The 25223-nt window shown below is 37.3% G+C and carries 25 protein-coding genes; 12 read left to right on the top strand and 13 right to left on the bottom strand.

From position 1 onward, the window contains the following. Window positions 1-20: 20 nt before the first annotated feature. Together AO058_RS05655 and AO058_RS05650 are read right to left on the bottom strand one after the other, a co-directional pair. A complete protein-coding gene (locus tag AO058_RS05655; RefSeq protein WP_075325642.1) occupies window positions 21-3089 on the bottom strand; it encodes a TAT-variant-translocated molybdopterin oxidoreductase in 3069 nt (1022 codons plus the stop codon). Window positions 3090-3142: 53 nt separating this feature from the next. Then, entirely contained in the window at window positions 3143-4516 is a 1374-nt protein-coding gene (locus tag AO058_RS05650) for a c-type cytochrome (RefSeq protein WP_075325641.1), read from the bottom strand. Between the two features lie 222 nt (window positions 4517-4738). Between AO058_RS05650 and AO058_RS05645 the strand changes: the two genes are divergently transcribed. Continuing rightward, on the top strand, window positions 4739-5128 hold the full coding sequence (locus AO058_RS05645; RefSeq protein WP_075325640.1) for an SPOR domain-containing protein: 390 nt from the start codon (window positions 4739-4741) through the stop codon (window positions 5126-5128). A 105-nt stretch (window positions 5129-5233) separates the two neighbouring features. Here the strand turns inward: AO058_RS05645 and infB are convergent, their stop codons facing one another. From infB to rimP, 3 genes are read right to left on the bottom strand one after another with little or no spacing between them, the layout of a single operon-like run. Beyond that, a complete protein-coding gene (infB, locus tag AO058_RS05640) occupies window positions 5234-7987 on the bottom strand; it encodes a translation initiation factor IF-2 (RefSeq protein ID WP_075325639.1) in 2754 nt (917 codons plus the stop codon). 55 nt (window positions 7988-8042) lie between these two features. Further along, window positions 8043-9275 (bottom strand): transcription termination factor NusA, encoded by a 1233-nt coding sequence (nusA, locus tag AO058_RS05635; protein WP_075325638.1) that lies wholly within the window; start codon window positions 9273-9275, stop codon window positions 8043-8045. A gap of 12 nt (window positions 9276-9287) precedes the next feature. Then, on the bottom strand, window positions 9288-9749 hold the full coding sequence (gene rimP / locus AO058_RS05630; RefSeq protein WP_075325637.1) for a ribosome assembly cofactor RimP: 462 nt from the start codon (window positions 9747-9749) through the stop codon (window positions 9288-9290). A 159-nt stretch (window positions 9750-9908) separates the two neighbouring features. Here rimP and AO058_RS05625 point away from each other — a divergent pair, with 159 nt between their 5' ends. Continuing rightward, window positions 9909-10739, top strand: a complete 831-nt coding sequence (locus tag AO058_RS05625; protein WP_075325636.1) for a universal stress protein — start codon at window positions 9909-9911, stop codon at window positions 10737-10739. Here AO058_RS05625 and AO058_RS05620 read toward each other — a convergent pair. Further along, complete coding sequence (locus AO058_RS05620; RefSeq protein ID WP_075325635.1) at window positions 10736-12253, bottom strand: hypothetical protein; 1518 nt, start codon at window positions 12251-12253, stop codon at window positions 10736-10738. The two genes, AO058_RS05625 and AO058_RS05620, sit on opposite strands and share 4 nt — an antisense overlap. A 181-nt stretch (window positions 12254-12434) precedes the next feature. On the opposite strand from AO058_RS05620, the gene AO058_RS05615 reads away from it, so the two are divergent. The 8 genes from AO058_RS05615 to AO058_RS05580 all read left to right on the top strand — a co-directional run bounded on the left by AO058_RS05615 (window position 12435) and on the right by AO058_RS05580 (window position 17206). Beyond that, a complete protein-coding gene (locus AO058_RS05615; RefSeq protein WP_075325634.1) occupies window positions 12435-12650 on the top strand; it encodes a hypothetical protein in 216 nt (71 codons plus the stop codon). 72 nt (window positions 12651-12722) lie between these two features. After that, window positions 12723-13352, top strand: coding sequence for a metallophosphatase domain-containing protein (locus tag AO058_RS05610; RefSeq protein ID WP_075325633.1), 630 nt, complete (start codon window positions 12723-12725; stop codon window positions 13350-13352). A gap of 215 nt (window positions 13353-13567) precedes the next feature. Next, complete coding sequence (locus tag AO058_RS05605) at window positions 13568-13903, top strand: hypothetical protein (protein ID WP_075325632.1); 336 nt, start codon at window positions 13568-13570, stop codon at window positions 13901-13903. A 161-nt stretch (window positions 13904-14064) separates the two neighbouring features. After that, a complete protein-coding gene (locus tag AO058_RS05600) occupies window positions 14065-14316 on the top strand; it encodes a DUF3098 domain-containing protein (RefSeq protein ID WP_075325631.1) in 252 nt (83 codons plus the stop codon). Between the two features lie 6 nt (window positions 14317-14322). Then, window positions 14323-15117, top strand: coding sequence for an undecaprenyl-diphosphate phosphatase (locus AO058_RS05595; RefSeq protein ID WP_075325630.1), 795 nt, complete (start codon window positions 14323-14325; stop codon window positions 15115-15117). 50 nt (window positions 15118-15167) lie between these two features. Further along, window positions 15168-15881 carry a tRNA pseudouridine(55) synthase TruB gene (truB, locus tag AO058_RS05590; protein WP_075325629.1) on the top strand — a complete coding sequence of 238 codons (714 nt, stop codon included), beginning with the start codon at window positions 15168-15170 and terminating at the stop codon, window positions 15879-15881. 30 nt (window positions 15882-15911) lie between these two features. Then, a complete protein-coding gene (locus AO058_RS05585) occupies window positions 15912-16622 on the top strand; it encodes a hypothetical protein (RefSeq protein ID WP_075325628.1) in 711 nt (236 codons plus the stop codon). 5 nt (window positions 16623-16627) lie between these two features. Further along, the gene (locus AO058_RS05580; protein WP_075325627.1) at window positions 16628-17206 is read left to right on the top strand and encodes a DNA-3-methyladenine glycosylase I; all 579 of its coding nucleotides are present in this window, start codon (window positions 16628-16630) and stop codon (window positions 17204-17206) included. A gap of 2 nt (window positions 17207-17208) precedes the next feature. Here AO058_RS05580 and aat read toward each other — a convergent pair whose 3' ends face one another. The 3 genes from aat to AO058_RS05565 form a co-directional block, all read right to left on the bottom strand. Then, window positions 17209-17862, bottom strand: coding sequence for a leucyl/phenylalanyl-tRNA--protein transferase (gene aat, locus AO058_RS05575; protein WP_075325626.1), 654 nt, complete (start codon window positions 17860-17862; stop codon window positions 17209-17211). 121 nt (window positions 17863-17983) lie between these two features. Further along, complete coding sequence (locus AO058_RS05570) at window positions 17984-18358, bottom strand: DUF3127 domain-containing protein (protein ID WP_075325625.1); 375 nt, start codon at window positions 18356-18358, stop codon at window positions 17984-17986. 1 nt (window position 18359) lies between these two features. After that, complete coding sequence (locus tag AO058_RS05565) at window positions 18360-19238, bottom strand: flavin reductase family protein (RefSeq protein WP_075325624.1); 879 nt, start codon at window positions 19236-19238, stop codon at window positions 18360-18362. 112 nt (window positions 19239-19350) lie between these two features. Here AO058_RS05565 and AO058_RS05560 point away from each other — a divergent pair, with 112 nt between their 5' ends. Further along, the gene (locus tag AO058_RS05560; RefSeq protein ID WP_075325623.1) at window positions 19351-20505 is read left to right on the top strand and encodes a sensor histidine kinase; all 1155 of its coding nucleotides are present in this window, start codon (window positions 19351-19353) and stop codon (window positions 20503-20505) included. On the opposite strand, the gene AO058_RS05555 is transcribed toward AO058_RS05560, so the two are convergent. The 3 genes from AO058_RS05555 to greA all read right to left on the bottom strand — a co-directional run bounded on the left by AO058_RS05555 (window position 20502) and on the right by greA (window position 21880). Continuing rightward, window positions 20502-20912, bottom strand: a complete 411-nt coding sequence (locus AO058_RS05555; protein ID WP_075325622.1) for an acyl-CoA thioesterase — start codon at window positions 20910-20912, stop codon at window positions 20502-20504. The genes AO058_RS05560 and AO058_RS05555 overlap by 4 nt on opposite strands. Then, window positions 20912-21301, bottom strand: a complete 390-nt coding sequence (locus AO058_RS05550; RefSeq protein WP_075325621.1) for an HIT family protein — start codon at window positions 21299-21301, stop codon at window positions 20912-20914. Before AO058_RS05550 ends, AO058_RS05555 begins: the two co-directional genes overlap by 1 nt. A 102-nt stretch (window positions 21302-21403) precedes the next feature. Next, the gene (gene greA / locus AO058_RS05545; RefSeq protein WP_075325620.1) at window positions 21404-21880 is read right to left on the bottom strand and encodes a transcription elongation factor GreA; all 477 of its coding nucleotides are present in this window, start codon (window positions 21878-21880) and stop codon (window positions 21404-21406) included. 119 nt (window positions 21881-21999) lie between these two features. Between greA and AO058_RS05540 the strand changes: the two genes are divergently transcribed. After that, the gene (locus AO058_RS05540; RefSeq protein ID WP_075327891.1) at window positions 22000-22431 is read left to right on the top strand and encodes a hypothetical protein; all 432 of its coding nucleotides are present in this window, start codon (window positions 22000-22002) and stop codon (window positions 22429-22431) included. A 46-nt stretch (window positions 22432-22477) separates the two neighbouring features. Here the strand turns inward: AO058_RS05540 and AO058_RS05535 are convergent, their stop codons facing one another. Further along, window positions 22478-24859: a TonB-dependent receptor gene (locus tag AO058_RS05535; RefSeq protein WP_075325619.1), complete on the bottom strand. Its 2382-nt coding sequence runs from the start codon at window positions 24857-24859 to the stop codon at window positions 22478-22480. Window positions 24860-25223: the final 364 nt, after the last annotated feature.

The raw sequence follows: 25223 nt of genomic DNA, 5'->3' as shown, positions 1-25223 counted from the left end.
TTGATTTCTTTATTAATTTATTAAGCTTCTGTTGTATTCCTAACTTTTGTTTGGTACATCACATTAGGTTTAGTACCCACATATTCCAATAAGTGATACATTCTATCATCTTCTTTTCTATCGCGAATTACTGCTCCTTCTTTGTTAATATCACCAAAGGTCATAGCGCCTTTATCACAAGCAGCAGAACAAGCAGTTTGGAATTCACCATCTTCAATTTCTCTTCCTTCACGCTTGGCATCAAGAATTGTTTTCTGTGTTTTTTGAATACACATAGAACATTTTTCCATAACCCCTCTAGAACGTACTGTTACATCAGGATTAATAACCATTCTTCCAAGGTCATTATTCATATGGTAATCAAACTCTTCGTTTTGAGCGTAATTAAACCAGTTGAAACGACGTACTTTATAAGGACAGTTGTTTGCACAATATCTTGTACCTACACAACGGTTATAGATCATTTGGTTTTGTCCCTGTCTTCCGTGAGAAGTTGCAGCAACAGGACACACAGTCTCACAAGGAGCGTGGTTACAGTGTTGACACATTACAGGTTGGAATACTACCTGCGGATTATCTGCCGGCTCTTCCAATTCCCCAAATTCAGAAAGAGAACTTCCTAAACCAGAGATATTTTCTTTTTTATCAAGATCGTTTATAAAAGTATCTTCAGAAGAATAATACCTGTCAATACGCAACCAGTGCATATCACGAGATCTTCTAACTTCACTTTTACCTACAACCGGAACATTATTTTCGGCGTGGCAGGCAATAACACAGGCACCACAACCGGTACAGGCATTAAGATCTATTGAAAGATTAAAATGATGACCAATACTACGATCAAAACCATCCCACATATCAACCTCAGGAGAAGTTACCGGTTTTTCAACGTGATCTAAAGAAACATTTGGAACAGAATTCCATTCGCTAACATTTCTTGTATTGAAAATTTCCAGGGTGGTTTCTTTTATAATATCTCCACGTCCCATTAAAGTATTGTGAAGCTGCACACAGGCAAATTCGTGCATTCCGGAAACTTTTTCAATAGTTACCGACTGCACAGCATTTAAATTCTTATATAGAGGATAAGCGTTTACACCTACCTGCATTTCTTTTTGCAATCCTTCTTTCTTACCGTAACCAAGCGCAAGTCCTACTGAACCTTTAGCCTGTCCAGGTTGAATAATTACAGGAACATTATTAACGGTTGTGCCATCTACAGTTACGTTAACATAGCTTCCGTTTAAACCTCCATTAGAATCATTATCATTTTCTAAACCTAAAGCTTCAGCATCAGATTTAGAAACCGTTAGATAATTATCCCAGGATGCCCTGGTTAGAGGGTCTGGCATTTCCTGCAACCACGGGTTGTTAGCCTGTTGACCATCACCCATAGATGGTTTTGTATAAAGCGTTAACTCCATACCTTCACCTTCTGCAGAACGTGCCAATTCACTGGCTGCCGTGGTCACATTTACAGACCCGGAACCTTCAGCAGTTCCCACATTTACAGGCGAATTTGCTTCAAAAACACCATCGTGAAGGGCAGTATTCCATGAAGAAATATTACCACTCCAGGTTTCTTTTATATAATCGTGATAAGATTGATTATTATCTGTCCACTTCAACAAACAATCCTGAAATTGCCTGGTATCAAACAATGGTCTAATTGCAGGTTGCATTAAACTAAAGTTTGAAGTAGTATATTGAATATCACCCCAACTCTCTAAATAATGAGGAGTCGCAGCTACATATTTACAAAGTTTAGCAGTTTCATCTGGGCTCATACTAAAGGCAAGAGAAACTTCTACATTTGCAAGAGCTTCAGCGAATTCTTTTCCGTTTGGCAACGAATAAGCAGGATTTATCCCGGCCATTAAAACTGCACCAACAGATCCAGATTTCATATCTTCCACAGCTTGCATTACTGCCTGAGAATTACCCTGGCGAATCATTCTTGCATTAGCGGTATCCATAACACCACTCACAAGAGCTTCATTAATAGCAAGTACTAAAGCCTGTGCATTATCATCAGGAATTCCAGAAACCACAACAGCTCCACTTCCAGCCTTTCTTAATTGGCGAGCCGCTTTCACAACCACATCGTCAATTTTAGCAGGTAAATTGCTGGTAGAAGATCCACCTGCAACATATCCATAAAGCGCAGCTAAAACAGCTTTTTGCTGAGATGGTGTTACAGGAATACGTTTATCAGCGTTTGCACCACTTAAGCTCATATTAGATTCAAACTGAATATGACGTGACATTTTACCTTCTTTCGGCACACGGCCTTTAGCATAGCCCGCATCATAACCACCACCTTGCCAGTCCCCAAGAAAATCGGCTCCAACAGAAACTATGGTTTCAGCTTTAGAAAAGTCGTAATTTGGTAACGCACGTTGCCCAAATTTAGACTGGAATGCATTTAAAGCAGCATCTTCAGAAACCGTATCGTAAACAACGTGACGAACATTTGGATACTTTTCTGAAAACTCATTGATCAATTTTGTAGTTGAAGGGCTGGCAAAAGTTTGTGTCATTAAAACAATATCACCAGAAACATTATTAAGGGCATTTCCAACCTCACGGTCAAACTCTTCCCAGGAAACATTTCTTCCTTCAATCATTGGGCGTTTCACCCTATTAGCGTCATACATTGACAATACCGAAGCATGAACACGAGAGTTAACCCCGCTTTTAGACTTCGACAATTCATTATTTTCAATCTTAATAGGTCTTCCTTCCCTGGTTTTTACCAGTACACTGGCAAAATCAAAACCATCGGCAATTGTAGAGGCATAGTAGTTAGCCACCCCGGGAACAATACGCTCTGGCTGTACCACGTAAGGAATAGACTTAATCACAGGACCTTCACAGGCAGCCAATGAGGCCGCTGCTGTACTAAACCCAACATATTTTAAGAAATCCCTTCTTGAAGTTTTTGAACTTTCAAGAGAATCTTTATCCCCAAGAAATTCATTAACCGGAATCTCTTCAGCAAATTCTTTTTGTTGGAGCGTCTCAACAACAGAGCTGTTTTCATTTAGCTCTTCAACACTTTTCCAGTATTTTTTGTTTGATGACATATATATCTAGATATTAACTTCTTTATTAACCCCGAACACCCGGGAAAAAATTTTTAGTAATGGCATTTGGCACATTCAAGACCACCCATTTGAGCTACTGTAAGCTCTTCTACACCATACTTTTTAGACAATTCTTCGTGAATTTTCTCATAGTATTCATTTCCTTCCATTCTAACTTTGGTATCACGGTGGCAATTAATACACCATCCCATAGTTAAAGGAGCGTCTTGATAAACCACTTCCATCTCTTCGATTGGGCCGTGACATTTTTGACATTGCACCCCAGCAACCGATACGTGTTGAGAGTGATTAAAGTATGCGAAATCTGGAAGATTATGAATACGAACCCATTTTACAGGTTTTTCCTCACCAGTATAATCCTGTTCTGCCGGATCCCAACCTACAGCATCATAAAGTTTTGCAATTTCACCGTCATAAAATTCTTTTGAATATTCAGCTGTAGCAGTTTCTGGAGCTACTTCTGAAATTGATTTGTGACAATTCATACATACATTAAGCGATGGGATACCCGCCTGCTTAGATGTTCTGGCTGAAGAGTGACAGTATTTACAATCTATCTGGTTATCACCAGCGTGAATTCTATGTGAATAATGTATTGGCTGAATTGGTTCATAACCCTGATCTACCCCAACCTGCATAAAGAAGCCGTAGGCAAACCAACCAATTACCAGCAAGCCAAAAACAGCACTTACTAAAACAAGGAATTGATTTTCAACGAAAGATTTCCAAATTGGTTTTCTTTTAGGTTTTTCAGGAACTACAACACCACTTGCCTGAGCAAAATTTCTAAGTGTTTTGTTTACAAGGAATAATACCGCAAGCAGCATTACCAGAACGAACACCAGAATTGCCAGAATAACATTTACCGATACACCCCCGCCAGAAGAATCTCCTCCACCTGCCTGCCCACCGGTTTGCGCCGCTTGAGGTTCTGGTTTTGGTTGTTCTACATAAGCAAGAATATCATCAATATCAGCATCTGATAATTGAGGAAAAGCCGGCATTGCGGTTTGATTATACTCTTCGTAGATCGCAACGGCCTGGTCATCTCCAGACGAAATTAAATCCTGGCTGTTTTTAATCCAGCGGTACAACCAATCCATATCTCTCTTCTCGGTAACGCCGTGAAGAGCAGGACCAATACCCGCAGAATATGGTTTGTGACAGGCAGCACAAAGTGAATTAAACAGAGATTTTCCATTCGCAGGATCCCCGAGATCTGACGCAGCAGCTGCATCAGCTTCTGAAGATTCACCCGATGATTCATCGGTTTGCTCCTGGCCTTCCCCTGCGGCATCCTGAGAGGCCTCCTCCTGTGCAATTCCCAAAACGCTAAATGAGATAAAAAATGCTACACTTAAGAGCAATAGTCGCGAAGTTGAGTGGCGGTATTTCACCTTTTTCATATTATAAGTTGAATTAACGTCTTAACTTTGGTACGGTTTTTAAAGCCTTAAGCCTTAGTAATATTAACACTTTGTACCCTTAAATTCGGCAACAAAAGTAATACTTATAGTCGATTTTAGGAATGTTAGATAAGTGTTAATCGGTAATTTATATCAGTTCTAAATAATAAAACCAGGCTTGTTTAAGTTATTAAATTATACTTTTGCCTTAAATAAATAACTATGAGAAAATTAAGCATAAACAAAATACTCTTAAGTTGTTTTCTTTCAGGATTTTCTTTACTGAATTTAACAGCTCAGGAAGGCCAGATAAATATAAGTGAAGACGATAAGCTCTCTAAACTTTTGGAGTTAAAATCTGAAATGAGCGAGAATAATGAAATTGGAGACCGCTATAAGATTCAACTTTTCTACGGAAATAATGGAGAAGCAAACGAGGTAATAAAAGATTACCGAAGCAAATTTGAATACCCTTCACTAATCGCTTACGAAGCGCCTAATTATAAGGTTTGGGTTGGTAACTTCAGGAATCGTTTGGAAGCCGACAGGGCGCTTTTAAAAATAAAAGAAAGCTTCCCTTCTGCTTTTATTCCAAAACCCAGACGCAGATAATTCTTCAGCAAAAAATTAATTTAAATAGACTTTTAATTTATTTTAAATAAAACCATAAAAAAAGCGGCCCTATAGCCGCTTTTTTCTATTTAAGAGTAAACTTAATTATTTAAGTTTCTTTTTCACTTCTACTTCACGGAATGATTCTATAACATCCCCTTCTTTAATATCGTTGTAATTCTTAACCTGGATACCACAATCGTAACCTTTGGCTACTTCTTTAACATCGTCTTTAAAACGTTTTAAAGAAGCAAGTTCGCCGGTATACACCACTACTCCTTCACGAATTAAACGTATTCCAGAACTTCTGTAGATTTTACCGGAAGTAACCATACAACCTGCAATAGTTCCTACTTTAGAAATCTTAAAGGTTTCTCTAATCTCTGCAGTACCAGTGATCTCTTCTTTAAGCTCTGGAGAAAGCATTCCTTCCATCGCATCTTTAAGATCGTTGATTGCATCGTATATAATCGAGTAAGTTCTGATATCAATTTCTTCTTTATCGGCTACCTGTCTTGCATTTCCAGCAGGACGTACGTTAAATCCAATAATTACCGCATCTGACGCCGAGGCAAGTAACACATCACTTTCGGTAATAGCACCTACTCCTTTATGAATAATATTTACCTGAATTTCTTCAGTAGATAATTTAAGGAAGCTATCGGTTAAGGCTTCTACAGAACCATCCACATCACCTTTAAGGATAATATTAAGCTCTTTAAAGTCACCTAAAGCAATTCTACGTCCAATTTCATCAAGGGTAATATGACGCTGAGTTCTAACACTCTGCTCACGTTGCAACTGAGTTCGTTTAGCAGCGATATCTTTAGCTTCACGCTCATCTGTCATCACTTTAAACTTATCACCCGCTTGCGGCGCACCATCAAGTCCAAGAATAGAAACCGGCGTTGCTGGTCCTGCTTCTTTAACCTCGTGTCCACGTTCATCGTGCATCGCTTTCACCTTACCGCTATGGCGACCTGCTAATACATAGTCTCCAATTTTTAAGGTTCCCGCCTGCACAATAATGGTAGCTACATAACCTCTACCTTTATCAAGGAAAGCCTCTACTACGGTACCTGTTGCAGTTTTAGACGGATTAGCTTTTAATTCAAGAATTTCAGATTCCAGCAAAACTTTCTCAAGAAGTTCTTCAACTCCCATTCCTGTTTTAGCTGATATATCGTGCGACTGAACCTTACCACCCCAGTCTTCAACAAGCAAGTTCATCCCTGCCAGTTTTTCTTTAATTTTCTCTGGATTCGCCGTTGGCAAATCAGATTTATTGATAGCAAAGACGATAGGAACACCGGCAGCCTGGGCGTGAGAAATAGCCTCTTTGGTTTGCGGCATTACATCATCATCTGCAGCGATTACAATAATCGCGATATCTGTTATCTGTGCACCACGGGCACGCATCGCCGTAAAGGCTTCGTGACCAGGAGTATCCAGGAAGGTCATTTTTTGACCGTTTTTAAGCTCTACACCGTAGGCTCCAATATGCTGTGTAATACCCCCGCTTTCCCCGGCAATAACATTTTCTTTACGAATATAATCCAGCAAAGAAGTTTTACCGTGGTCTACGTGACCCATTACAGTTACAATTGGCGCTCTTTCTTCAAGATCTTCAGGATTTTCAGGAACTTCTTCTACTGTTTCCTCAATATCTGCAGTTACAAAGTCTACTTCGTACCCAAATTCATCTGCAACAATAGAAAGTGTTTCAGCATCTAAACGCTGATTCATCGTTACCATCATTCCAAGAGACATACAGGCCGAAATTACTTTCGTTACCGGCACATCCATCATCGTAGCAACTTCACTTACGGTTACAAACTCTGTAACCTTAAGGATTTTACTATCTGTTTCCTGCTGTGCAAGATCGTCTTCTGAACGTTGACGGTGTTGATCTCTTTTATCTCTTCTATATTTAGCTCCTTTACCTTTACCAGATTTACCCTGAAGTTTTTCAAGGGTTTCTCTAACCTGCTTTTGAACTTCTTCTTCGCTAGGCTCTTCTTTAGTAATAGGTTTAGCTCTTTTTCTAGGGGCTCCTTTCTTACCACCACCCTGATTTGAAGCTCCAGGCTTCACATCTTTACTAATTCTACGACGACGCTTTTTACGCTTTTCTTTCTCCTTCTTCTCCTCGGCAGCTTTCTTTTCGTCTTTCTTCTTTTCCGGTTTTTTAAATTGAGAAAGGTCAATTTTCTTTCCGGTAAAGTTAGGGCCGTTAAGTTTGGTATAATTAGTTTTATGAGTCATTGACTCAGCCTCTTTAGGCTCTTCTTCTTTTTCTGAATGAGTTTCCTCTTTTTTAGAAACTTCTTCGGGCTTTTTCTCCTCTTTAGAAGGTGCTTCTTCTATAGGTTTTTGAGGTTCAGGCTTTTCTATTTCGGCTTCAGGCTTTTTAGCTTCCTCTGGCTGCTTAGATTCGGCTGGCGCTGGTTTCTCCTCTTCTTTTTCGGCTTTTTTCTCTGGTTTTTTATCCAGGTCTATTTTACCTACTTTTTTAGGACCGGCTAATTTAGCTCTGGCAGTAACTGCCTCTTCTTTGCGCTTCTCGTCCTCTTTCTTCTCCTCGGCTTTGCGCTTTTCTTCGAGCTCTCTTTCTCTTGCTAAACGCAATTCTTCCTTCTCCTTTCTTTTTTCCTCACCAACTTCTTTAGACTCGACTTTCTTAGACTTATCGGTCTCAAATTCATCAGAAAGCACCTGATAAACTTCGGATGAGATTTTGGTAGTAGGACGCGCCTCAATATCGTGACCCTTAGAATTTAAAAATTCTACAGCCCGGTCTAACGAAATATTGAATTCACGTAATACTTTGTTTAGTCGCATTGTTTTTGCTTCAGCCATAAATTGCCCTCTAAATTAACCTCTTTTAATTATTATATATTCAATGAGTTTTTTACTACTCTTCAAATTCTTCTCTTAAAACCTTCACTACTTCGCGAATGGTTTCTTCTTCTAAATCGGTAAGTCTAATAAGGTCTTCCAATTCCTGTTCCAAAACACTTTTTGCAGTGTCCAGCCCAACTCTTGAAAATTCCTTAATTACCCAATCTTCAATTTCATCAGAGAATTCCTTCAATTCTACATCTTCTTCAACTCCTTCTCTGAAAACGTCTATTTCGTAACCGGTTAACTGCCCGGCAAGCCTAATATTATGACCTCCACGGCCAATGGCTTTAGAAACTTCTTCCGGCTTCAGCATAACCTCGGCCGTTTTATTTTCTTCATCTAATTTAATAGATGTAATTTTTGCAGGACTCAGGGCCCTGGTAATATATAACTGGTCGTTATTGGTGAAATTGATCACATCTATATTCTCATTCCCCAATTCGCGTACAATACTATGAATTCTGGAACCTTTCATACCTACACAGGCACCAACAGGATCAATTCTATCATCATAAGTATCTACCGCTACTTTAGCCTTTTCACCAGGAACACGAACCACATTTTGAATGGTAATTAATCCATCAAAAACTTCAGGAATCTCCTGTTCAAATAGTTTTTCAAGGAATACCGGAGCCGTACGTGAAAGTATAATTGTGGGCTTATTGCCTTTAAGCTCTACACTTTCTATAATTCCTTTTACGTTATCTCCTTTTCTGAAAAAATCTGAAGGAATCTGGCGATCTTTTGGTAATACGATCTCATTTCCTTCGTCGTCTAACAAAATAATGGCTCTATGCCTAATATGATGAACTTCTGCGGTGTAAATTTCGCCTTCAAGCTCTTTAAAGTGCTTGAAAATATTGGTGTTATCGTGTTCGTGAATTTTTGAAATAAGATTTTGTCTTAAAGCTAAAATTGCACGGCGCCCCAAATCTACAAGTTTTACTTCTTCTGATACATCTTCACCCACTTCAAAATCGGGCTCAATTTTCCTGGCTTCAGTAAGGGAAATTTCCTGGTTAGGATCTTCTACCTCACCATCGGCCACTACAACCCGGTTTCTCCAAATCTCTAAATCCCCTTTATCTGGGTTTACAATAATATCAAAATTATCGTCTTCACCATATTTCTTCTTTAACGCACTTCTAAACACATCTTCAAGGATGGCCATAAGCGTTACACGATCTATCAATTTGTCATCTTTAAACTCTGAAAATGACTCAATCAAGGCGATATTTTCCATATCAATTTGAGGTTAAAATGTTATCATAACTTTAGCGTCTGTAATCTCAGAATATGGCAATACCGCTTCTTTTTCTACGGTATGCTTTCCTTTTCCTACCGGTTTTGGCTCCCTGGCTTTCCAGTTAAGCTTAATCCCGTCCTGATCTACATGGGTTAAAGTTGCTTCAATTTTTTCGTTATTGGTAGTCACCTGTAGTTTTCTACCCAGGTTTTTCCTGTATTGCCGTTCCAGGTGTAAAGGCTCAGAAACTCCAGCCGAACTAACTTCCAAAGAAAAATCTTCTTCTTCCCTGTCTAGATTGTGTTCAATCTTGCGACTTACCGCAATACAATCGTTAACAGAAACCCCATTATCACCATCTATCACAACAGATATCTTGTTGTCGTTGGTAATGTTTAGGTCTATTAAAAATAGTGAATTATTTTCCTGGAAAGCTTCCTTCAACAAATTTTCTACTTTATCCTGCAACATAGCTTATAAAAAGAGGGGACTTTATGTCCCCTCGCTGTACTTTTTTAGTTTCAACGCTGCAAATATAATAATAATTTCAGAGAAAGAAAACCAGACTTTAAATGAAATTTTATTCTTAACTTTAATAAAGCAATCATTATTAATCTTTTAGAGGAATTAATGAAAAAGATACTCGTTCCTACCGACTTTTCTGATACCGCCGAACACGCACTAAAAATTGCGGCGCAATTAGCCAAAAAACATAATAGTGAGATCTATCTTCTACATATGTTAGAGCTCCCCATGCAGCTTATAGATCCTGTGGCCGGCGGCAATAGCCAAAATTTACCGGAATCTATTTTCTTTATGAAACTGGCTCACCAGCGGTTTGCAAAACTTATGCAAAGACCTTTTTTAAAAGATATTAAAGTTCACGAAACCGTAATGTTTCACCAGGCTTTTGACGGAATTATGGAAGTTAGCGAGGATTATGATTGTGATATAATTATTATGGGTTCTCACGGCGCAAGCGGTTTTAAAGAAATGTTTATTGGTAGTAATACCGAAAAAGTGGTGCGTTCTTCCAATATACCGGTACTTGTAATTAAAAATGAACACGGGAATTTTGAAGTTGAAAATTTTATTTTTGCCACAGATGCCGATGGCAGCAACAAACATACGCTAGAGAAAGCTTACAACTTTGCGCAATTAATAGAAGCAAAATTCCATTTACTTTTTATAAACACCCCTAATAACTTTATTACCAGCACCGAAGTACGGGAGCGTATAGAAAATTTTGTCTCAGGTTTTAATATACACGATTACAAAATGCATATTTACAATGATGTGAGTGTAGAAAAGGGAATTTTAAATTTCGCTATGAAACAGAAAAAAGCTTTAATTGGCATTAGCACCCATGGACGCAAAGGTCTGGCTCATTTTTTTAACGGTAGTATTAGTGAAGATTTAGTAAATCACGCCAACATGCCGGTTGTTACCTTTAAAATTTAAAGAAAGGATTTTAAAGCACCGTTTCTAACATTTTTCCAGAGGTAATTCCAGAAAGATTTATTTTGGGTTCGTTGGGTTTTTATGCCTTCCTGCTCTTTTTCTTCTGAAGTGGCATCGTTATTTACAATTAGATTGGCTAATGCCGAAAGAAACTTATTCTCTTCTTCCCCGTCATTTTGCAGCACTTCTACTTTAAAATCTCTGTACACCAGTTTCATATCTCCGGTAGAATTCTGATTGTTCCCCGTAAAATTAAATTGTATATCTCTAATTCCACCTTCAGCTTTCACGTTTAAGGCCGGCTCCATAAACTGGTTAATCCCTTCGCTGGAAATCCTATCCATTTGCCCGGAAATTGAGAATACATCAGCTCTATTTGAGATATCAAAATTCCAGTTTACATTTAATTTGGCCTCCCCCTGAAACTGAGTTTGCACATCAATATCTGTTCTGGGGAAATCTTCAGCATCCATATTTACATTACTAATATTATAAATACTGGCATTAAGATTTTTAAAGGTTACTTTCCCGGGCCCTCTCTTTGGATTCACCAACTCCTGGTACTGTATTGCCAGGTTATTAACCTTAAGCGTATCTAGTTTTAGCTTAAAAGGCAGTTCTCTAATCATTTTACTATACATAGGCTTTTGCCGGGGATCGTCTTTCACTTGCTTATCCCGGTATATCTTAATATCGCCATTTGTTATTGTAGTAGTACTACTTTCCAGGCTAAGGGAATCGTTCTTAAAACTCCAGTTAAAAGATTCTAAAGTTAATTCTCCCAGGATCAAATTAAACCTGTCTTTTTCATAAGGAATATGTTTCTGAAATTCCTGCTTATCATATAAAGGTTTCATTTCAATATTGCTGAAAATAAGAGAGTTTTCATTCATTTCCATCTTTTCAACATACATATCATGCAAATCGTTGAGATTGAAAAATAAACTATCTGAAATCATTTCGAGATCCTCGTAATTAGAAGGTAGTGCACTTTTTAAAGATTCCCGATTTACACTTACTTGTTTTAAATTTAGGGAAGGGATATTTGCAAAAAGTTGCTTTTTAACCGAATCGTTTTTAGCCATTTTAAAATTGCCATCAACCACCTCAACCGATTTGATTAAAAGGTCTATTTCAGCCGAATTTCCTTTTTCTGAAGTGTCTTTTTCTTTTTCAGCTTCAGTATATATTGTCACTTCAGGTTTAGTAAATTTTAAGGTATTTATTTCAATATTTTTATTGTTTATATATTCCAAAATATCAATCCCGTCTATCTTAATTTCTTCCGCATTAATTTGCATTCCGTTCTTATTATAAACGGGATTACTTATTGATGCACTTCTGCCAAGGAGGCTTGCATTAAGATCTTCATATTTAAATTCGGCCTTTTTAAGATTTTCTTCCAGGGCGGTTTCCATTTTATTTTCAATAAAAATATTGCCTCCAATTATAGCAATAGCCAAAACAATAAGAATAACAATAAAACTCAGGAATAATTTAGATTTTTTCTTCAAACTCGCATTTTTTATGACCGAAATTTACAATTTCAAAACACTTAGCCTCACTGTTTAAGAGTTTTTAACTTAAAAATTTAACCCCAAAGTTTTCTTTGCGTTAAATTTTAGCAAAAGCCTATAAGTATCAAATTTTCAATGGTTTTTGATTGTATATTTGCCCCGTAACCTAATAGAAATTATGATTTTTAAGCTTAGTATAAAAATAGTATTTATTGCCGTAGAAATTTTTCTTGCGGTGTATAGTTTTGCGCTAAGCGACAGCCTTCTTATTAAGTTTCTATTTTTTGCAGTTACTGCAGTAATTGTGGCATTTTCTGTAACTAAAATAACTAATAAATTACTACCTATAGATAAAGACTATATTTCTTCGGAAGAAGAATCTGAAGAAAATTAAGAGTCAAAGTTTTAAAAGAGTAAAATCCGGAAGATTCATTCTTTCGGATTTTTTTATATTTTGCCCTTACGTATGAAGTTAATTTGCATTTCAGACACTCATAATAAGCACGAACAAATTCCTATTCCCGGGGGAGATATTTTAATTCACGCGGGAGATATTACCGAAGGAGGGACTAAAAGGGAAGTGGTAGATTTTCTAAAATGGTTTTCTTCACAGCCACATGAACACAAAATTTTTATTGCCGGCAATCACGATTTCTTTTTCGAAAAATCCAGCAAAGAAGAAATTCAGGAAATTATCCCTGAAAACGTTCATTATTTAAAGGAAAGTGAAATTACAATTAACAGTATTAAATTTTGGGGCTCCCCGGTAACCCCCGGTGATGGCACCTGGGCTTTTAACCAACCACAATCCCAGGAAATAGATGCTCACTGGGAAAAAATTCCTGCAGATACTAACGTACTAATATCTCACACCCCACCATATAAAATTAAAGACGTTTTAAATAATGGAAGGTCTATTGGTTGCGCTTCGCTATTTAAAACCATAGAAAATCGAAAAATTAAGTTTCATATTTTTGGCCACGTGCACGATTCTTATGGAATTACTACTGTAGGAGGAACAAAATATGTAAATGCGTCCTGTTTAGATAATAAATACCGATATCTTCACCCGCCACTAGAAATAGCGATTAATTAGATACAAAAAACTTCGTTTCATCGCTATAAGGGAAACCCCTTAAACTTACTGTAGTACTTTTCTCTCACATAAATGGCTTCTAAGTTTAAAAAAAATACAAAAAGTTTATTTAGTCGTTAAATATTTGCTAATCATAGGATTATTAGAACTTTTTTAACAGAGAAAAGGAAATCATGGTGTAATTTAGCGAACGCTAACACCTAATACCAACACCTATGAATAATAATACTAACCCAAATACCACATTAGATGAGGTAAAAAACCTGATTTCTTACAGTATTTATAATTTTGATTCTGAAGAGAATTCAAATTATAATCTTATGCATCGTGCTATTATCAAAAAATATTTTGATGCAAAAAATGTAAAAATTAATTACAAGGAACAAACGGTAGATTTAAAAATACCGGTTGGAAAACGTAAGTACACAGGAATTACTTTTGAATGCCAGGACTTAGAACGTTTTCTAAAATCCTGTCTAAAAAAAGACGAAAAAAGCATGGATTTCTATCAGGAAATCCTGAACCACTACAACATTTACCACGCTGCTTAAAATTTTAAGCCCTTTAAGACTAAAGCCATACGCCCTACCGTATGGCTTTTTTATTATTTTATTTTTAATTATTTCAATACTACTGTTTCAACATAAATTAGTTAATTTTGAAGCTTTAACCCTGGAATTAAAAATACACGCTTTATACCTTATCGCTTACTATGAGTAAAAAACAGCAACCCACAGATCATAAAAAATACTTCATTTTTGAAAAGAAGAATTACCAGTTTATGTTTATAGGGCTGGCGGTAATAGCTTTAGGTTTTATTCTAATGGCCGGTGGTGGCAGTGAGGATCCCAATTCTTTTAATCCAGATATTTATAATTTTCAGCGTATTCGTCTTGCTCCAACTTTAGTACTTCTTGGTTTCGCAATAGAAGTTTATGCCATTTTATTAAATCCCAAAAAGTAACCTACATTGAACGAATTAGATGCTGCCATTCTGGGGATAATCCAGGGGTTAACCGAATTTTTACCTGTTTCTTCCAGTGGCCACCTGGAACTTGGCAAAGCCCTGCTGGGCGATAATAGCATACCCAGTGAATCCCTACTTTTTACAGTTATTCTCCACGCTGCAACGGCATTGAGTACCATTGTGGTTTTTAGAAAAGATGTAGCAGAAATTTTTAAAGGCCTGTTTCAATTTAAATGGAACGATGAATTTAAATTTTCATTCAAGATTATTCTTTCCATGATTCCTGCTGCGATTATTGGGGTTTTCTTCGAAGAGCAATTAGAAAGTCTGTTTGGCGGCAATATTATTTTTGTAGGCTTTATGCTTATTGTTACTGCCTTACTATTGTGGTTGGCCGATAAAGCCAAAAATACCGATAAACCTGTAAGTTACAGCAATGCTTTTGTTATTGGAGTAGCCCAGGCAATCGCAATTTTACCCGGAATTTCCCGTAGTGGCGCTACAATCTCTACTTCGGTATTATTGGGAAACGATAAAACCAAAGCGGCAAGATTTTCATTTTTAATGGTTGTTCCTTTAATTTTAGGAAAAATAGCCAAAGATCTTTTAGATGGCAACTTAATGGAAAGCACAACATCTTTCTCTATTTTAGCCATTGGTTTTATTGCCTCTTTTCTTGCCGGGCTCGCAGCTTGTACCTGGATGATTAGTATTGTAAAGAAGAGTAAGCTCTCTTATTTTGCCATATACTGTTTTATCGCAGGAATTGTTTCTATAGCGGTTGCTTATTATAATTAAATAAATTTTTCTTGGAATTACTTTTCTAAGGAGAAACCAAATAAACCTTTATGACCACAGAAATTGAAAAATTCACTCCGGAAGATTTTAAAACCGGCCAGATCCTGGTTTTTGATAAGCCATTGGAGTGGACATCATTTCAGTTGGTTAACAAGGTGCGTTGGTTAATTAGAAAAAGCTGCGGAATAAAAAAGATAAAAGTAGGCCACGCCGGTACTTTAGACCCCTTGGCTACCGGAGTTTTGGTAATATGCACTGGGAAATTCACCAAAAAGATTCCCGAGCTGCAAGGAACCGAAAAAGAATATACTGGAACTTTTACCCTGGGTGCCACAACCCCTTCTTACGATATGGAAACTGAAGTAGATAAAACCTACGACACTGCACATATTGCTGATGAAGATTTAGATGGCGCCGCGCTTCAGCTTACAGGAGAAATTGAACAAACCCCGCCGGTATTTTCTGCTTTAAAAAAAGATGGGAAACGCCTTTATGAATACGCCAGGAAAGGAGAAGACGTGAAATTAGAGAGCAGGCCGGTTACCATCCACAAATTTGAAGTAGATGCCCCACGGTTTCCCGAAGTAGATTTTAGAATAGTTTGCAGTAAAGGCACCTATATAAGAAGTATGGCTAACGATTTTGGAATTGCGCTTGGTTCTGGTGCCTACCTCTCTTCTCTTAAACGAACGCGTGTAGGAGAATTCACTATAGAAGAAGCTTTAGACCTTCAATCTTTTGAAAAATTATTACCTTCAGCATAAAATAGAACATTACACGTTTTATTTTATAGCATGGATTTTTTCGATAAACATAAAGCCCTTATAATAACCGTACTTTTTTGTTCGGTTTTAATTCTTGGCCTTTATAATTTTAACCTTTCCCAAAAACAAAAGTACCAACAAGAAATGTTGGTAGATCTAGAAGAATATACACAAACTGAGGAGGAAGAAGAAATTCCGGAAGAAGAAGCAGAACCGCAAAATTCTAATAATTCTCCCGAAACACATAGAGCTTTTAATGAAAACCAGGAAGCGCGGGAAGAAAATTTCAACAGAGAATTAGATGAAATCTTAGAACAGAATAGTGCGCAACAGGAAAAAAGTTCAGAAAACGAAACGGAAAGTTCTACTAAGGGTACTTTCGCTACCGGAAGTAAATCTGAAACAAAAAAACGATCTGATGGCGATGCTTCTTCCAAAGATATTTCTACCCAATCGGGAAGTTTAAGAAATAGTTCCATCTCATTTTCGCTGCGCGGAAGAAATGCAATCTCTATTCCTAATCCCATTTATACCTGCGACAGGGCCGGAAAAATTGTAGTGAATATCACTGTAAACGCTGAAGGTCGTGTAATTGATACCGGAATTAATAAAGCAAGTTCAACTTCAGATAACGAATGCCTGATAGAAAACGCATTAGAATATGCCGCCAATGCCGTATTCTCCCAATTGGTGGGAAGAAACGAACAACCCGGCACTATTACCTACAATTTTAAACCTTAATTAAAATGACGAAATTACAACGCTGTGGCTGGTGTGAAGGCGATGCACTTTACGAAGCATACCACGATAATGAATGGGGCGTTCCTGTTTATGATGATGAAACCATCTTTGAATTTCTAATCCTGGAAACATTTCAAGCCGGTTTAAGCTGGATTACCGTGTTGCGAAAACGAGAAAATTTCAGAAAAGCTTTTGATGATTTTGACTACAAAAAAATCGCTAAATATTCTGAAAAAAAAATTCAGGAATTATTGGAAAATCCGGGGATTATCAGGAATAAATTAAAAGTGAGAGCTACAGTAACCAACGCTCAAAATTTTATAAAAATTCAGGAAGAATATGGGAGTTTCAGCAAGTATATCTGGAGTTTTGTAGAGGGTGAACCAATTCAGAACGCAATAGAAGATTACAAAAAAGCTCCTGCAACTACCGCTATTAGTGATAAATTAAGCAAAGATTTAAAGAAAAAGGGATTTAAGTTTGTAGGTTCTACCGTAATGTATGCTCATATGCAGGCTACCGGTATGGTAAATGATCACGAAGTAACTTGTTTTAGGTATAAAGAAGTTAAAAAACTCTCTTGAGATTAATCTTCAAGAGGAATTTCTAAATATTTAAGAAATCTCTTTCTCGGGATTTCTTCAGCGCCAAGGCTTTCTAAGTGTTTGGTGTAAACCTGACAATCTATGAGTTTAACACCTTCATCTTTTAACTGATTAACCAGGGTTATAAAACCGTATTTAGAAGCATTACTAACCCTGGCAAACATACTTTCACCGCAAAACACCTGTTGTTCTTTAAGATAAATTCCGTAAAGTCCGCCCACCAATTCATCACCCTGCCAAACCTCTACAGAGCGGGCAAGATTAAATTCATGTAATTCTCTATAACTTTTAATTATCTCGGGAGTTATCCAGGTTCCATGTTGGCCTTCCCTCCTGATCTCTGCGCAAGCTTCTATAACTCGTTCAAAATCTTGGTCAAAAGTTACTTTAAAAGCTTCTTTTTTAAATAGTTTCTTCATACTCTTAGAAACTCTTAATTTCTCGGGAAAAAGCACCATCCTGGGGTCGGGACTCCACCAAAGTAGAGGTTGTGAATCGTCATACCAGGGAAAAATTCCGTGGTTATATGCATAAATTAAACGTGGAATACTCAAATCTCCCCCAATAGCCAATAGTCCCTGTTCATCGGCTTCAGAAATAGGAGGAAATTTTTCGTTATGTTGTAAATAATGCAATTATCAGGGATTTTAGATGAATAAGAAAAGTACAAAAAGAAAAAGCTTAGCCCTCTTAATAGGATGCTAAGCTTTTTATAATATGAAACGAAATTATTTCTAAATCCCGCAAAAGAATTTTTTAGAAAGGAAGATCGTCGTAATCTTCTTCGTTTAAGTTGTTGGCAGGTTCAAAATTATCTGGTGGCGGAACATTTTGCCCACCTGCCGGCTGGTCTGCCTGTAGATTTTCTATTCTCCAACCCTGGATAGAGTTAAAATATTTGGTTTCTCCCTGCGGACTTACCCATTCTCTACCTCTAAGGTTAATTCCAATTTTTACCGGTTGGCCTACCTGAAAGTTATTAAGCAAATCTGTTTTATCCTGAACAAATTCTATCATAATATGTTGTGGATATTGCTCCTCTGTAGTCACCACTACTTCTCTCTTTCTAAACCCATTATTTCCAAAGGTCTTGGTTTCACCAATTAACTTAATCTTGCCTTGTACTTCCATTTTAATCTGTTTTTGCTAATAATAATTTCCAGGCAGCATCGGTATTGTTCTTCTCTAAAAACAATTGTGCCCGGGTATGAATATCTGTTTTGTTATTTAGTTTTACTAATTCAGCTAAATCTTTATTTTTAGCTATAAAACCTGCAACTTCTTCATCTTTTGGCAGCGCTTCAACATTCCCCAATTTACCAAGATCATTACCGGTTAAAGTTTTACTTTTCCTAATTTCTTCAGGAATGGCATCTATACCAATTCCTAAGCTTGAAAGCGGCTTTGGCACCTCGAACATTCCCATATTGGCACGGGTATACCAATTACCGCCCATTCTGGCCACCTGGTCTATTTTATGTTGATCTATAAATCCGTCATCATCTAAAATGCTTTCATTAATATGCATTTTAAGGACTTCGCAAATCACAAGATTCCCGGCACCGCCTTCCTGGCCGGTTTCAATAACCTGCTTCACTTTACATTCAAATTGTACCGGAGATTCCGCTACCCGAAATGGTTTTACAAGATCAGATTTTAGCATTGTAAAGCCTGCTTTTTCAAACTCATTTACACCTTCGGCATATTCGGTACTGGAAAGTGACATTTGCTGAACAATATCGTAGTTTACAATATTGATAACCACCTCATCAATATTCTTAACATTGGTGTAGGTATGCTTTACCGTATTATCCCTGCCTCTTCTCGCCGGGGAGAAAATTAAGGTAGGAGGATTAGATCCAAAAACATTAAAAAAGCTGAAAGGCGATAAATTTGATCGGCCTTTAGTATCTATTGTACTGGCAAAAGCGATAGGCCTGGGACCAATAGCACCAAGCAAATAGCGATGAAGCTTGCCTGTGCTCACCTCTTTAGGATCTATTGTAAGCATACTTGTTTTTTGGCAAAGGTAACGAAACCAATAGGGAATGAAAAGCCGGGACACGCAATAAAATTCGTTTAAAAACGCTTATCTTTAAATCCTTTAAAGCTCAGAAGCCTGTATGAACTTCACAGACGAACGCACTTTTAATCGCTGGTTTATTATTATCTCGTGTTTTATAGTAGTAGGCCTGGTTTTATGGAATACTACCATCTTTTTTCAGCGTTTAAAACAAGATGAACGAGCTAAAATGAATATTTGGGCGAAAGCGCAGGAAGCTTTAGACCGGGACCCGCCACCGGCCGATGCCGATCTTGATCTTATTCTTGAAATTTTAAATAACAATACCACAATTCCCATAATCCATACCGATACCGATGGAGATATTGCCTACACTACTAATATTGATCCCGATAAATTAGAAAATGAGAAACAAGCGCAACGACTTCTTGAAAATTTAAAGGAAGAAAATGCTCCTATTATTATAAACCTGGGAAATGGAGAGCAACAGTATATTTACTACGGCAATTCCCCGGTTTTAAACAGTCTTAAGTATTATCCTGTTGGGCTGGTTCTTATAGGTTTTCTTTTTATTGGGGTAGTTTATTTTTTCTATACCACAACGAAAAACAGCGAACAGAATAAGCTCTGGGCCGGGATGGCGAAAGAAACTGCACATCAAATTGGCACTCCCTTATCTTCGCTTATTGGCTGGACCGAAATCCTGAAACAGGAAAATGTAAAAGAATCCTACATTATTGAAATGGAAAAAGACATTGACCGTCTTGAAACCATCACTGAACGTTTTTCTAAAATAGGTTCGTCTCCAATTCTGGAAAAAACAAATATAATTGAAGCAACTCAAAACAGCTTCGATTATTTAAAAACAAGAAGCTCACGGCTTATTGAATTCTCCATTGACGTCCCTAAAGGATATATCCCGGTAATGTTAAATTCCCAACTTTACAGCTGGACCATAGAAAACCTGGTTAAAAATGCCATAGATGCAATGCGCGGAAAAGGGAAATTGCATATTCAAATTAAAGAGGAACAGAAATGGGCGCATATCTTTATAAAAGATACGGGAAAAGGGCTTGATAAAAATAAATTTAAACTCGTTTTTGAACCCGGGCATACCACAAAAAAAAGAGGCTGGGGCCTTGGCTTATCTTTAGCAAAACGAATTATTGAAGGCTATCACCACGGGAGAATAAAAGTAGAAGAAAGCGAAATAAACAAAGGCACAACTTTTAAAATTTCCCTCAGGAAAGTTTAGAATTTAGAAAGTTGTGTTCTTAAATCTTCAGGAATTCGGAAGGTATTATCTTTTTCAAAATCATAGCAAACCACTACATCTTTACCTTCAGCGCAAACTTCATTAATGTCATTTAGAATAAGATGTTTTAAACCGAAACTGGAATTTTTTATAAAATCTATCCTGGTTTTTACTATAGCTTTCCCGGGGTAATACAGCGACTTTTTAAAATCGCAATGTGTAGAAACCAACATAGTTCCCATATTGGTATTCTCATACATCTCGTAAATACCTGAAGCTTCCCAAAAATTTATTCGACCCGACTGCATATAGCGCATAAACGAGATATTATTTACGTGCTTATACATATCTAAATCGCTCCAATCTATTCTAAGCTCGAGTTTTAAATTATACGTTTCGCTTTCCATTAAAGATTAACGTGAATAGATTCTGCCAGTTTTTTAAATTCCTCTTCTTCCATTTTTACGCTTTTAGAAAAATCCATATCGCTCATAGAATTTAACGGGATAAGATGTACGTGAACATGCGGAACTTCAAGCCCAACAACGGCCATTCCCACGCGCTTGCACTCTACCGTTTTCTCTAAAGCGATGGCTACTTTGCGGGAAAAACGCATTAATTCCTGGTACATCTCTTCTTCCAAATCAAAGATCTTATTCACTTCTTTCTTCGGAATACATAAAGTATGTCCCTTTGCATTTGGATTAACATCTAGAAAAGCTAAAAACTGACTATCTTCTGCGATTTTGAAAGCAGGCACTTCTCCCCTTACTATTTTAGTGAATAAACTGGCCATAATATTTTTGAATTGGTTAGTATATAAATATAAAATCCTTTTCACAGAACCTTAGTTAAAGGTATTGGAAAAGGATTTCACAAACTGTTAAATACCGGAAACTTATTCTCTCCAGATCTCTAAAATTTCAAATTTCATCTTACCGCTGGGTACATCTATTTCCGCTGTATCCCCCACTTCTTTACCGAGTAATCCCTTTCCTATAGGAGAATCTACCGAGATCTTACCCGTTTTTAAATCGGCTTCACTCTGTGCTACCAGCTTATATTTTACTTCGGCCCCACTTGTTTGGTTTTTTATTTTCACGTGGGAATGTACCAACACTTTAGAAGTATCTAATTGAGATTCATCTATAACTCTTGCATTGGCCACCACTTCTTCTAATTTTGAGATCTTCATTTCTAAGAGACCCTGAGCCTCTTTGGCAGCATCATATTCTGCATTCTCACTTAAATCTCCTTTATCACGGGCTTCGGCAATAGCTTCTGAAGCTTTAGGCCGTTCTACATCACGTAGCTGATTAAGTTCATCCCTCAACTTTTTTAATCCCTCTTCAGTATAATAAGATACTTTGCTCATAACTTCATCGTTTATATAAATAGAAAAAATCCCATAGCACGACGGGATTTGTTTAACAAATATAATAAATTTACGCCTTGAAAACAATAATAATATTTAGCGAAAAAATTGCCGATATCATGAAAAAACCTCTTTTTTTCCTTCTATTTTCAGTAATTTTTAGCGCTTGCTCCACCAATGATGACAATGACTTTAATAACCCGAACCTAATAGATTTGAATTTTAGACTTCAACTAAACCTGGATTTTCCTGAATATAATGATCTTCAATTTCCTGGGAATAGCTTTACTACCTACAACGAAGGCATAAAGGGTGTGGTGGTTTATAATATAAATAATTCACAATACACTGCTTTTGAATTAAGCGACCCCAATCATCCGCCGAATAATTGTTCTGCAATGACGGTTGAAGGGATTATTGCTACCTGTAACTGTGAAGATGCAAATTCTTATAATATAATTACTGGTGAATTAATGGAAGGCGAAGGAGAATACTCTATGAAACCTTACCGAATTGAGCGCCGTAGTAATACTATTGAGGTTTATAATTAAAAACCTCCCCCCTCCTGGGAATAGGACGAGAGAGGCGACAAACAAATTAAAATTTCAAAGTAATTCCGGCTAAAAAGTTTGTGGTGGCCTGCGGATAATAGCCCGCACCATCTAAGGTTTGTAAACCTGTAGTAGTATCTGGATTTTCTACATTAAAAGTGTAATAGTAACCGTTGGATACATATTCTTCTCCCAAGATATTATTTACCAAACCTGTAAAAACAACTTCTTTAAAGAAAGGTGCATTTCGCCAGGTATACTGAATATTAAAATCGTTCACAAAATAAGCGTCCAGCTTAGAGTTTTCGGCTTCAATATTACTCATATATTGCTCTCCTACATATTTTGAAAGCATGCTCAATTCTAATCCTTCTGCGGGTAAGTAAGTAATTCGGTTTCCTCCTACTATAGAAGGAGAGAAGGAAATTTCTGTATTTCCAAAATCAACTAATTCTCCATTCCAGGTAGAAACAAAATCTATATTTTTATTTCGGCTTAAAGCCAGGTTGGGTCTAATAAATATTTTATCTGAAAGCCTAATAACGGCATCTATTTCCAAACCTAAACGATAACTATTTCCGCTATTTTCACGAATAAAAGCGCCAACATCATCAATACCACCAGTAAGTACTAATTGGTTTTGATAATCCATATAATAAAGGTTGGTGTTTAGTTGAACCGATGGTGTATTATGGCGCCACCCTAATTCAAAATCGTTTAATTCTTCGTGTTCAGGTTCGCCGTTTTCGTAGTCGCTGCGGCGTGGTTCCCTATTAGCACGGGCATAAGAAAAATAGAACTGATTTTGATCATTTAAAGCATAGGTTAATCCGGCTTTAGGATTAAAGAAGTTAAATGAATCATCTACCAGAAATTCAGTTCCTTCAGATAACATTCCTACGGTTTCATAATCTATCGTTCTTACCTGAAGGTCTAAATAAGCCGCCAGTTTTTCTGAAACTGCATAAGTTGCTTTTCCGTAGAGATTAAAATCGGTTTTAGTTCCTGTATTTTCGTAATAAGGCTCATAGGGATCGTTATTCCTGGCAAATCGCGTGTAAATCACATCTCCAAAATGATCTCCAATATATCGGTTCCAGCCACCTCCAACAATCACATCCCAATCCTGATCCTGATAATTCAAGCTGAAAACGCTTCCGTAGAAATGATTATCCAGCCATTTGGTTCCAACAAGATCTGAGGTGGTTACTTCTTCACCATCAGCCTGGAAATTCTCCAGCCCAAATTCATTTAAAGTAGCGTCTTCTTTATATTCTTCATAATAACCGCGCCCGTAAGTATAATGAAAAGCAAGGTTAGAAGACCAGTTCTTGTTATACTCCTGATTCCACAATAACTGATAATGATCCTGCTTGTAATTATCGGTTTGATTATCGTAAAATTTAGTATTTCCTTCATCATCGGTATAAACCCCGGCGGGATTGTATGTTCTATCATTTTCGAGAGTTTCAGCATCAATTCCGTACCAGGCCTGGTAAGTTCTTTCACTTCCGCCAAAAGTAATGGCTTTTACTAAGGTGTTTTCGTCTACATAAGTTCCTTGCAGAAAATAAGACTTTAAATCACTACTGGCGCGATCTATATAGCCGTCACTTTTTATTTGAGAAGCTCGACCTGCAAATTCCCAATGATCGTCTATAAGCCCTGTACTGAATTTCACGGTGTGCTTGTGCGTATTAAAAGAACCGTAACTATTGGCAATTTCTGCATTTGCTTCTTCGCTATAACCATCGGTTAAAATATTAAGGCTGGCACCAAAAGCTCCTGCGCCATTTGTAGAAGTACCTACACCACGTTGCAGTTGCAGATTTTCTACAGAAGAGGCAAAGTCTCCAAGGTTTACCCAAAAAGTTCCAAGACTTTCGGCATCATTATAGGGAATTCCATTTATAGTAACATTTGTACTGGTGGGGCCGCTACCTCTAACCCTAATCCCGGTATAACCAACGCCTGCTCCCGCATCACTAGTAGTAACCACGTTTGGCATATAATTCATTAACACCGGAATATCCTGACCCAGGTTTCTATCTTCAATTTCTTCGTTAGTAAGATTACTGTAGGTAATTGGCGATTTCGCACTTACCCGCACCGAAGAAAGAAAAACTTCGTCCAAAACTTCCTGTACATCGCTAAGATCTACATCCAGGGTTTTATCCTGATCCAGTTTTACTTTTAAGGTTTTTTGGTTTCCATAGGAAAATACCAGGTTATACTCACCTTCTTCAAGCTCAAGGCTGTACCTGCCATTCTCATCGGTAGTGGTGCCATCGCCTGGTTCTACGGCATAAACTGCGACTCCTTCAACCGGAGTTTCGCCACGGGTAACTGTTCCCTGTAAAGTGTGAGTTTGAGCAACGGCTTGCAATGAAATTAAGCAGAGGCCGGTAAAAAATAATAAAGATTTCATTCGTAATAAATTATTTACGAATAAAAGGGGCTATTATTCTTTGGTTAAAATTAGATAAAAAAAAATCCTGAAATTGCCCACCGGTGTTATGGCATTTTCAGGAGTAACATACGTTTGCGCTACTTGCGCGTATCCCTTGGCAGCATTACCTGCCCAGGTTCTTTGGGTATGATCTCAGCCACACTTAAGTGGCACCCCTTTGAGATTTGCGGCAAATGTATAAAGCTTTTATGGAATTCCCATAATTTTGGAGCCAATAATTCAGCCCTATAAACCATTAGCTTAGCAAAGGACTTCAAATTTAAACAGGTACGAAAATTATAAGATCCAGGATTATGCTATTTTCATTTCGTTTAAATGGTGT

It is taken from the genome of Salegentibacter sp. T436, from assembly GCF_001932675.1.
In the GTDB taxonomy this organism is placed as follows: domain Bacteria; phylum Bacteroidota; class Bacteroidia; order Flavobacteriales; family Flavobacteriaceae; genus Salegentibacter; species Salegentibacter agarivorans.
This window is presented reverse-complemented; position numbering and strand designations above follow the sequence as displayed.

What these genes read in the sequence shown, in the direction of transcription:
- AO058_RS05555 (WP_075325622.1), bottom strand. Translation starts at nt 20,912, where the DNA reads ATGGAAAGCGAAACGTATAATTTAAAACTCGAGCTTAGAATAGATTGG.
- AO058_RS05565 (WP_075325624.1), bottom strand. Translation starts at nt 19,238, where the DNA reads ATGCTTACAATAGATCCTAAAGAGGTGAGCACAGGCAAGCTTCATCGC.
- AO058_RS05585 (WP_075325628.1), top strand. Translation starts at nt 15,912, where the DNA reads ATGGATTTTTTCGATAAACATAAAGCCCTTATAATAACCGTACTTTTT.
- AO058_RS05650 (WP_075325641.1), bottom strand. Translation starts at nt 4,516, where the DNA reads ATGAAAAAGGTGAAATACCGCCACTCAACTTCGCGACTATTGCTCTTA.
- AO058_RS05655 (WP_075325642.1), bottom strand. Translation starts at nt 3,089, where the DNA reads ATGTCATCAAACAAAAAATACTGGAAAAGTGTTGAAGAGCTAAATGAA.
- AO058_RS05570 (WP_075325625.1), bottom strand. Translation starts at nt 18,358, where the DNA reads ATGGAAGTACAAGGCAAGATTAAGTTAATTGGTGAAACCAAGACCTTT.
- AO058_RS05645 (WP_075325640.1), top strand. Translation starts at nt 4,739, where the DNA reads ATGAGAAAATTAAGCATAAACAAAATACTCTTAAGTTGTTTTCTTTCA.
- nusA (WP_075325638.1), bottom strand. Translation starts at nt 9,275, where the DNA reads ATGGAAAATATCGCCTTGATTGAGTCATTTTCAGAGTTTAAAGATGAC.
- AO058_RS05580 (WP_075325627.1), top strand. Translation starts at nt 16,628, where the DNA reads ATGACGAAATTACAACGCTGTGGCTGGTGTGAAGGCGATGCACTTTAC.
- AO058_RS05615 (WP_075325634.1), top strand. Translation starts at nt 12,435, where the DNA reads ATGATTTTTAAGCTTAGTATAAAAATAGTATTTATTGCCGTAGAAATT.
- infB (WP_075325639.1), bottom strand. Translation starts at nt 7,987, where the DNA reads ATGGCTGAAGCAAAAACAATGCGACTAAACAAAGTATTACGTGAATTC.
- AO058_RS05535 (WP_075325619.1), bottom strand. Translation starts at nt 24,859, where the DNA reads ATGAAATCTTTATTATTTTTTACCGGCCTCTGCTTAATTTCATTGCAA.
- AO058_RS05540 (WP_075327891.1), top strand. Translation starts at nt 22,000, where the DNA reads ATGAAAAAACCTCTTTTTTTCCTTCTATTTTCAGTAATTTTTAGCGCT.
- AO058_RS05600 (WP_075325631.1), top strand. Translation starts at nt 14,065, where the DNA reads ATGAGTAAAAAACAGCAACCCACAGATCATAAAAAATACTTCATTTTT.
- rimP (WP_075325637.1), bottom strand. Translation starts at nt 9,749, where the DNA reads ATGTTGCAGGATAAAGTAGAAAATTTGTTGAAGGAAGCTTTCCAGGAA.
- AO058_RS05605 (WP_075325632.1), top strand. Translation starts at nt 13,568, where the DNA reads ATGAATAATAATACTAACCCAAATACCACATTAGATGAGGTAAAAAAC.
- AO058_RS05550 (WP_075325621.1), bottom strand. Translation starts at nt 21,301, where the DNA reads ATGGCCAGTTTATTCACTAAAATAGTAAGGGGAGAAGTGCCTGCTTTC.
- truB (WP_075325629.1), top strand. Translation starts at nt 15,168, where the DNA reads ATGACCACAGAAATTGAAAAATTCACTCCGGAAGATTTTAAAACCGGC.
- AO058_RS05625 (WP_075325636.1), top strand. Translation starts at nt 9,909, where the DNA reads ATGAAAAAGATACTCGTTCCTACCGACTTTTCTGATACCGCCGAACAC.
- AO058_RS05610 (WP_075325633.1), top strand. Translation starts at nt 12,723, where the DNA reads ATGAAGTTAATTTGCATTTCAGACACTCATAATAAGCACGAACAAATT.
- greA (WP_075325620.1), bottom strand. Translation starts at nt 21,880, where the DNA reads ATGAGCAAAGTATCTTATTATACTGAAGAGGGATTAAAAAAGTTGAGG.
- AO058_RS05560 (WP_075325623.1), top strand. Translation starts at nt 19,351, where the DNA reads ATGAACTTCACAGACGAACGCACTTTTAATCGCTGGTTTATTATTATC.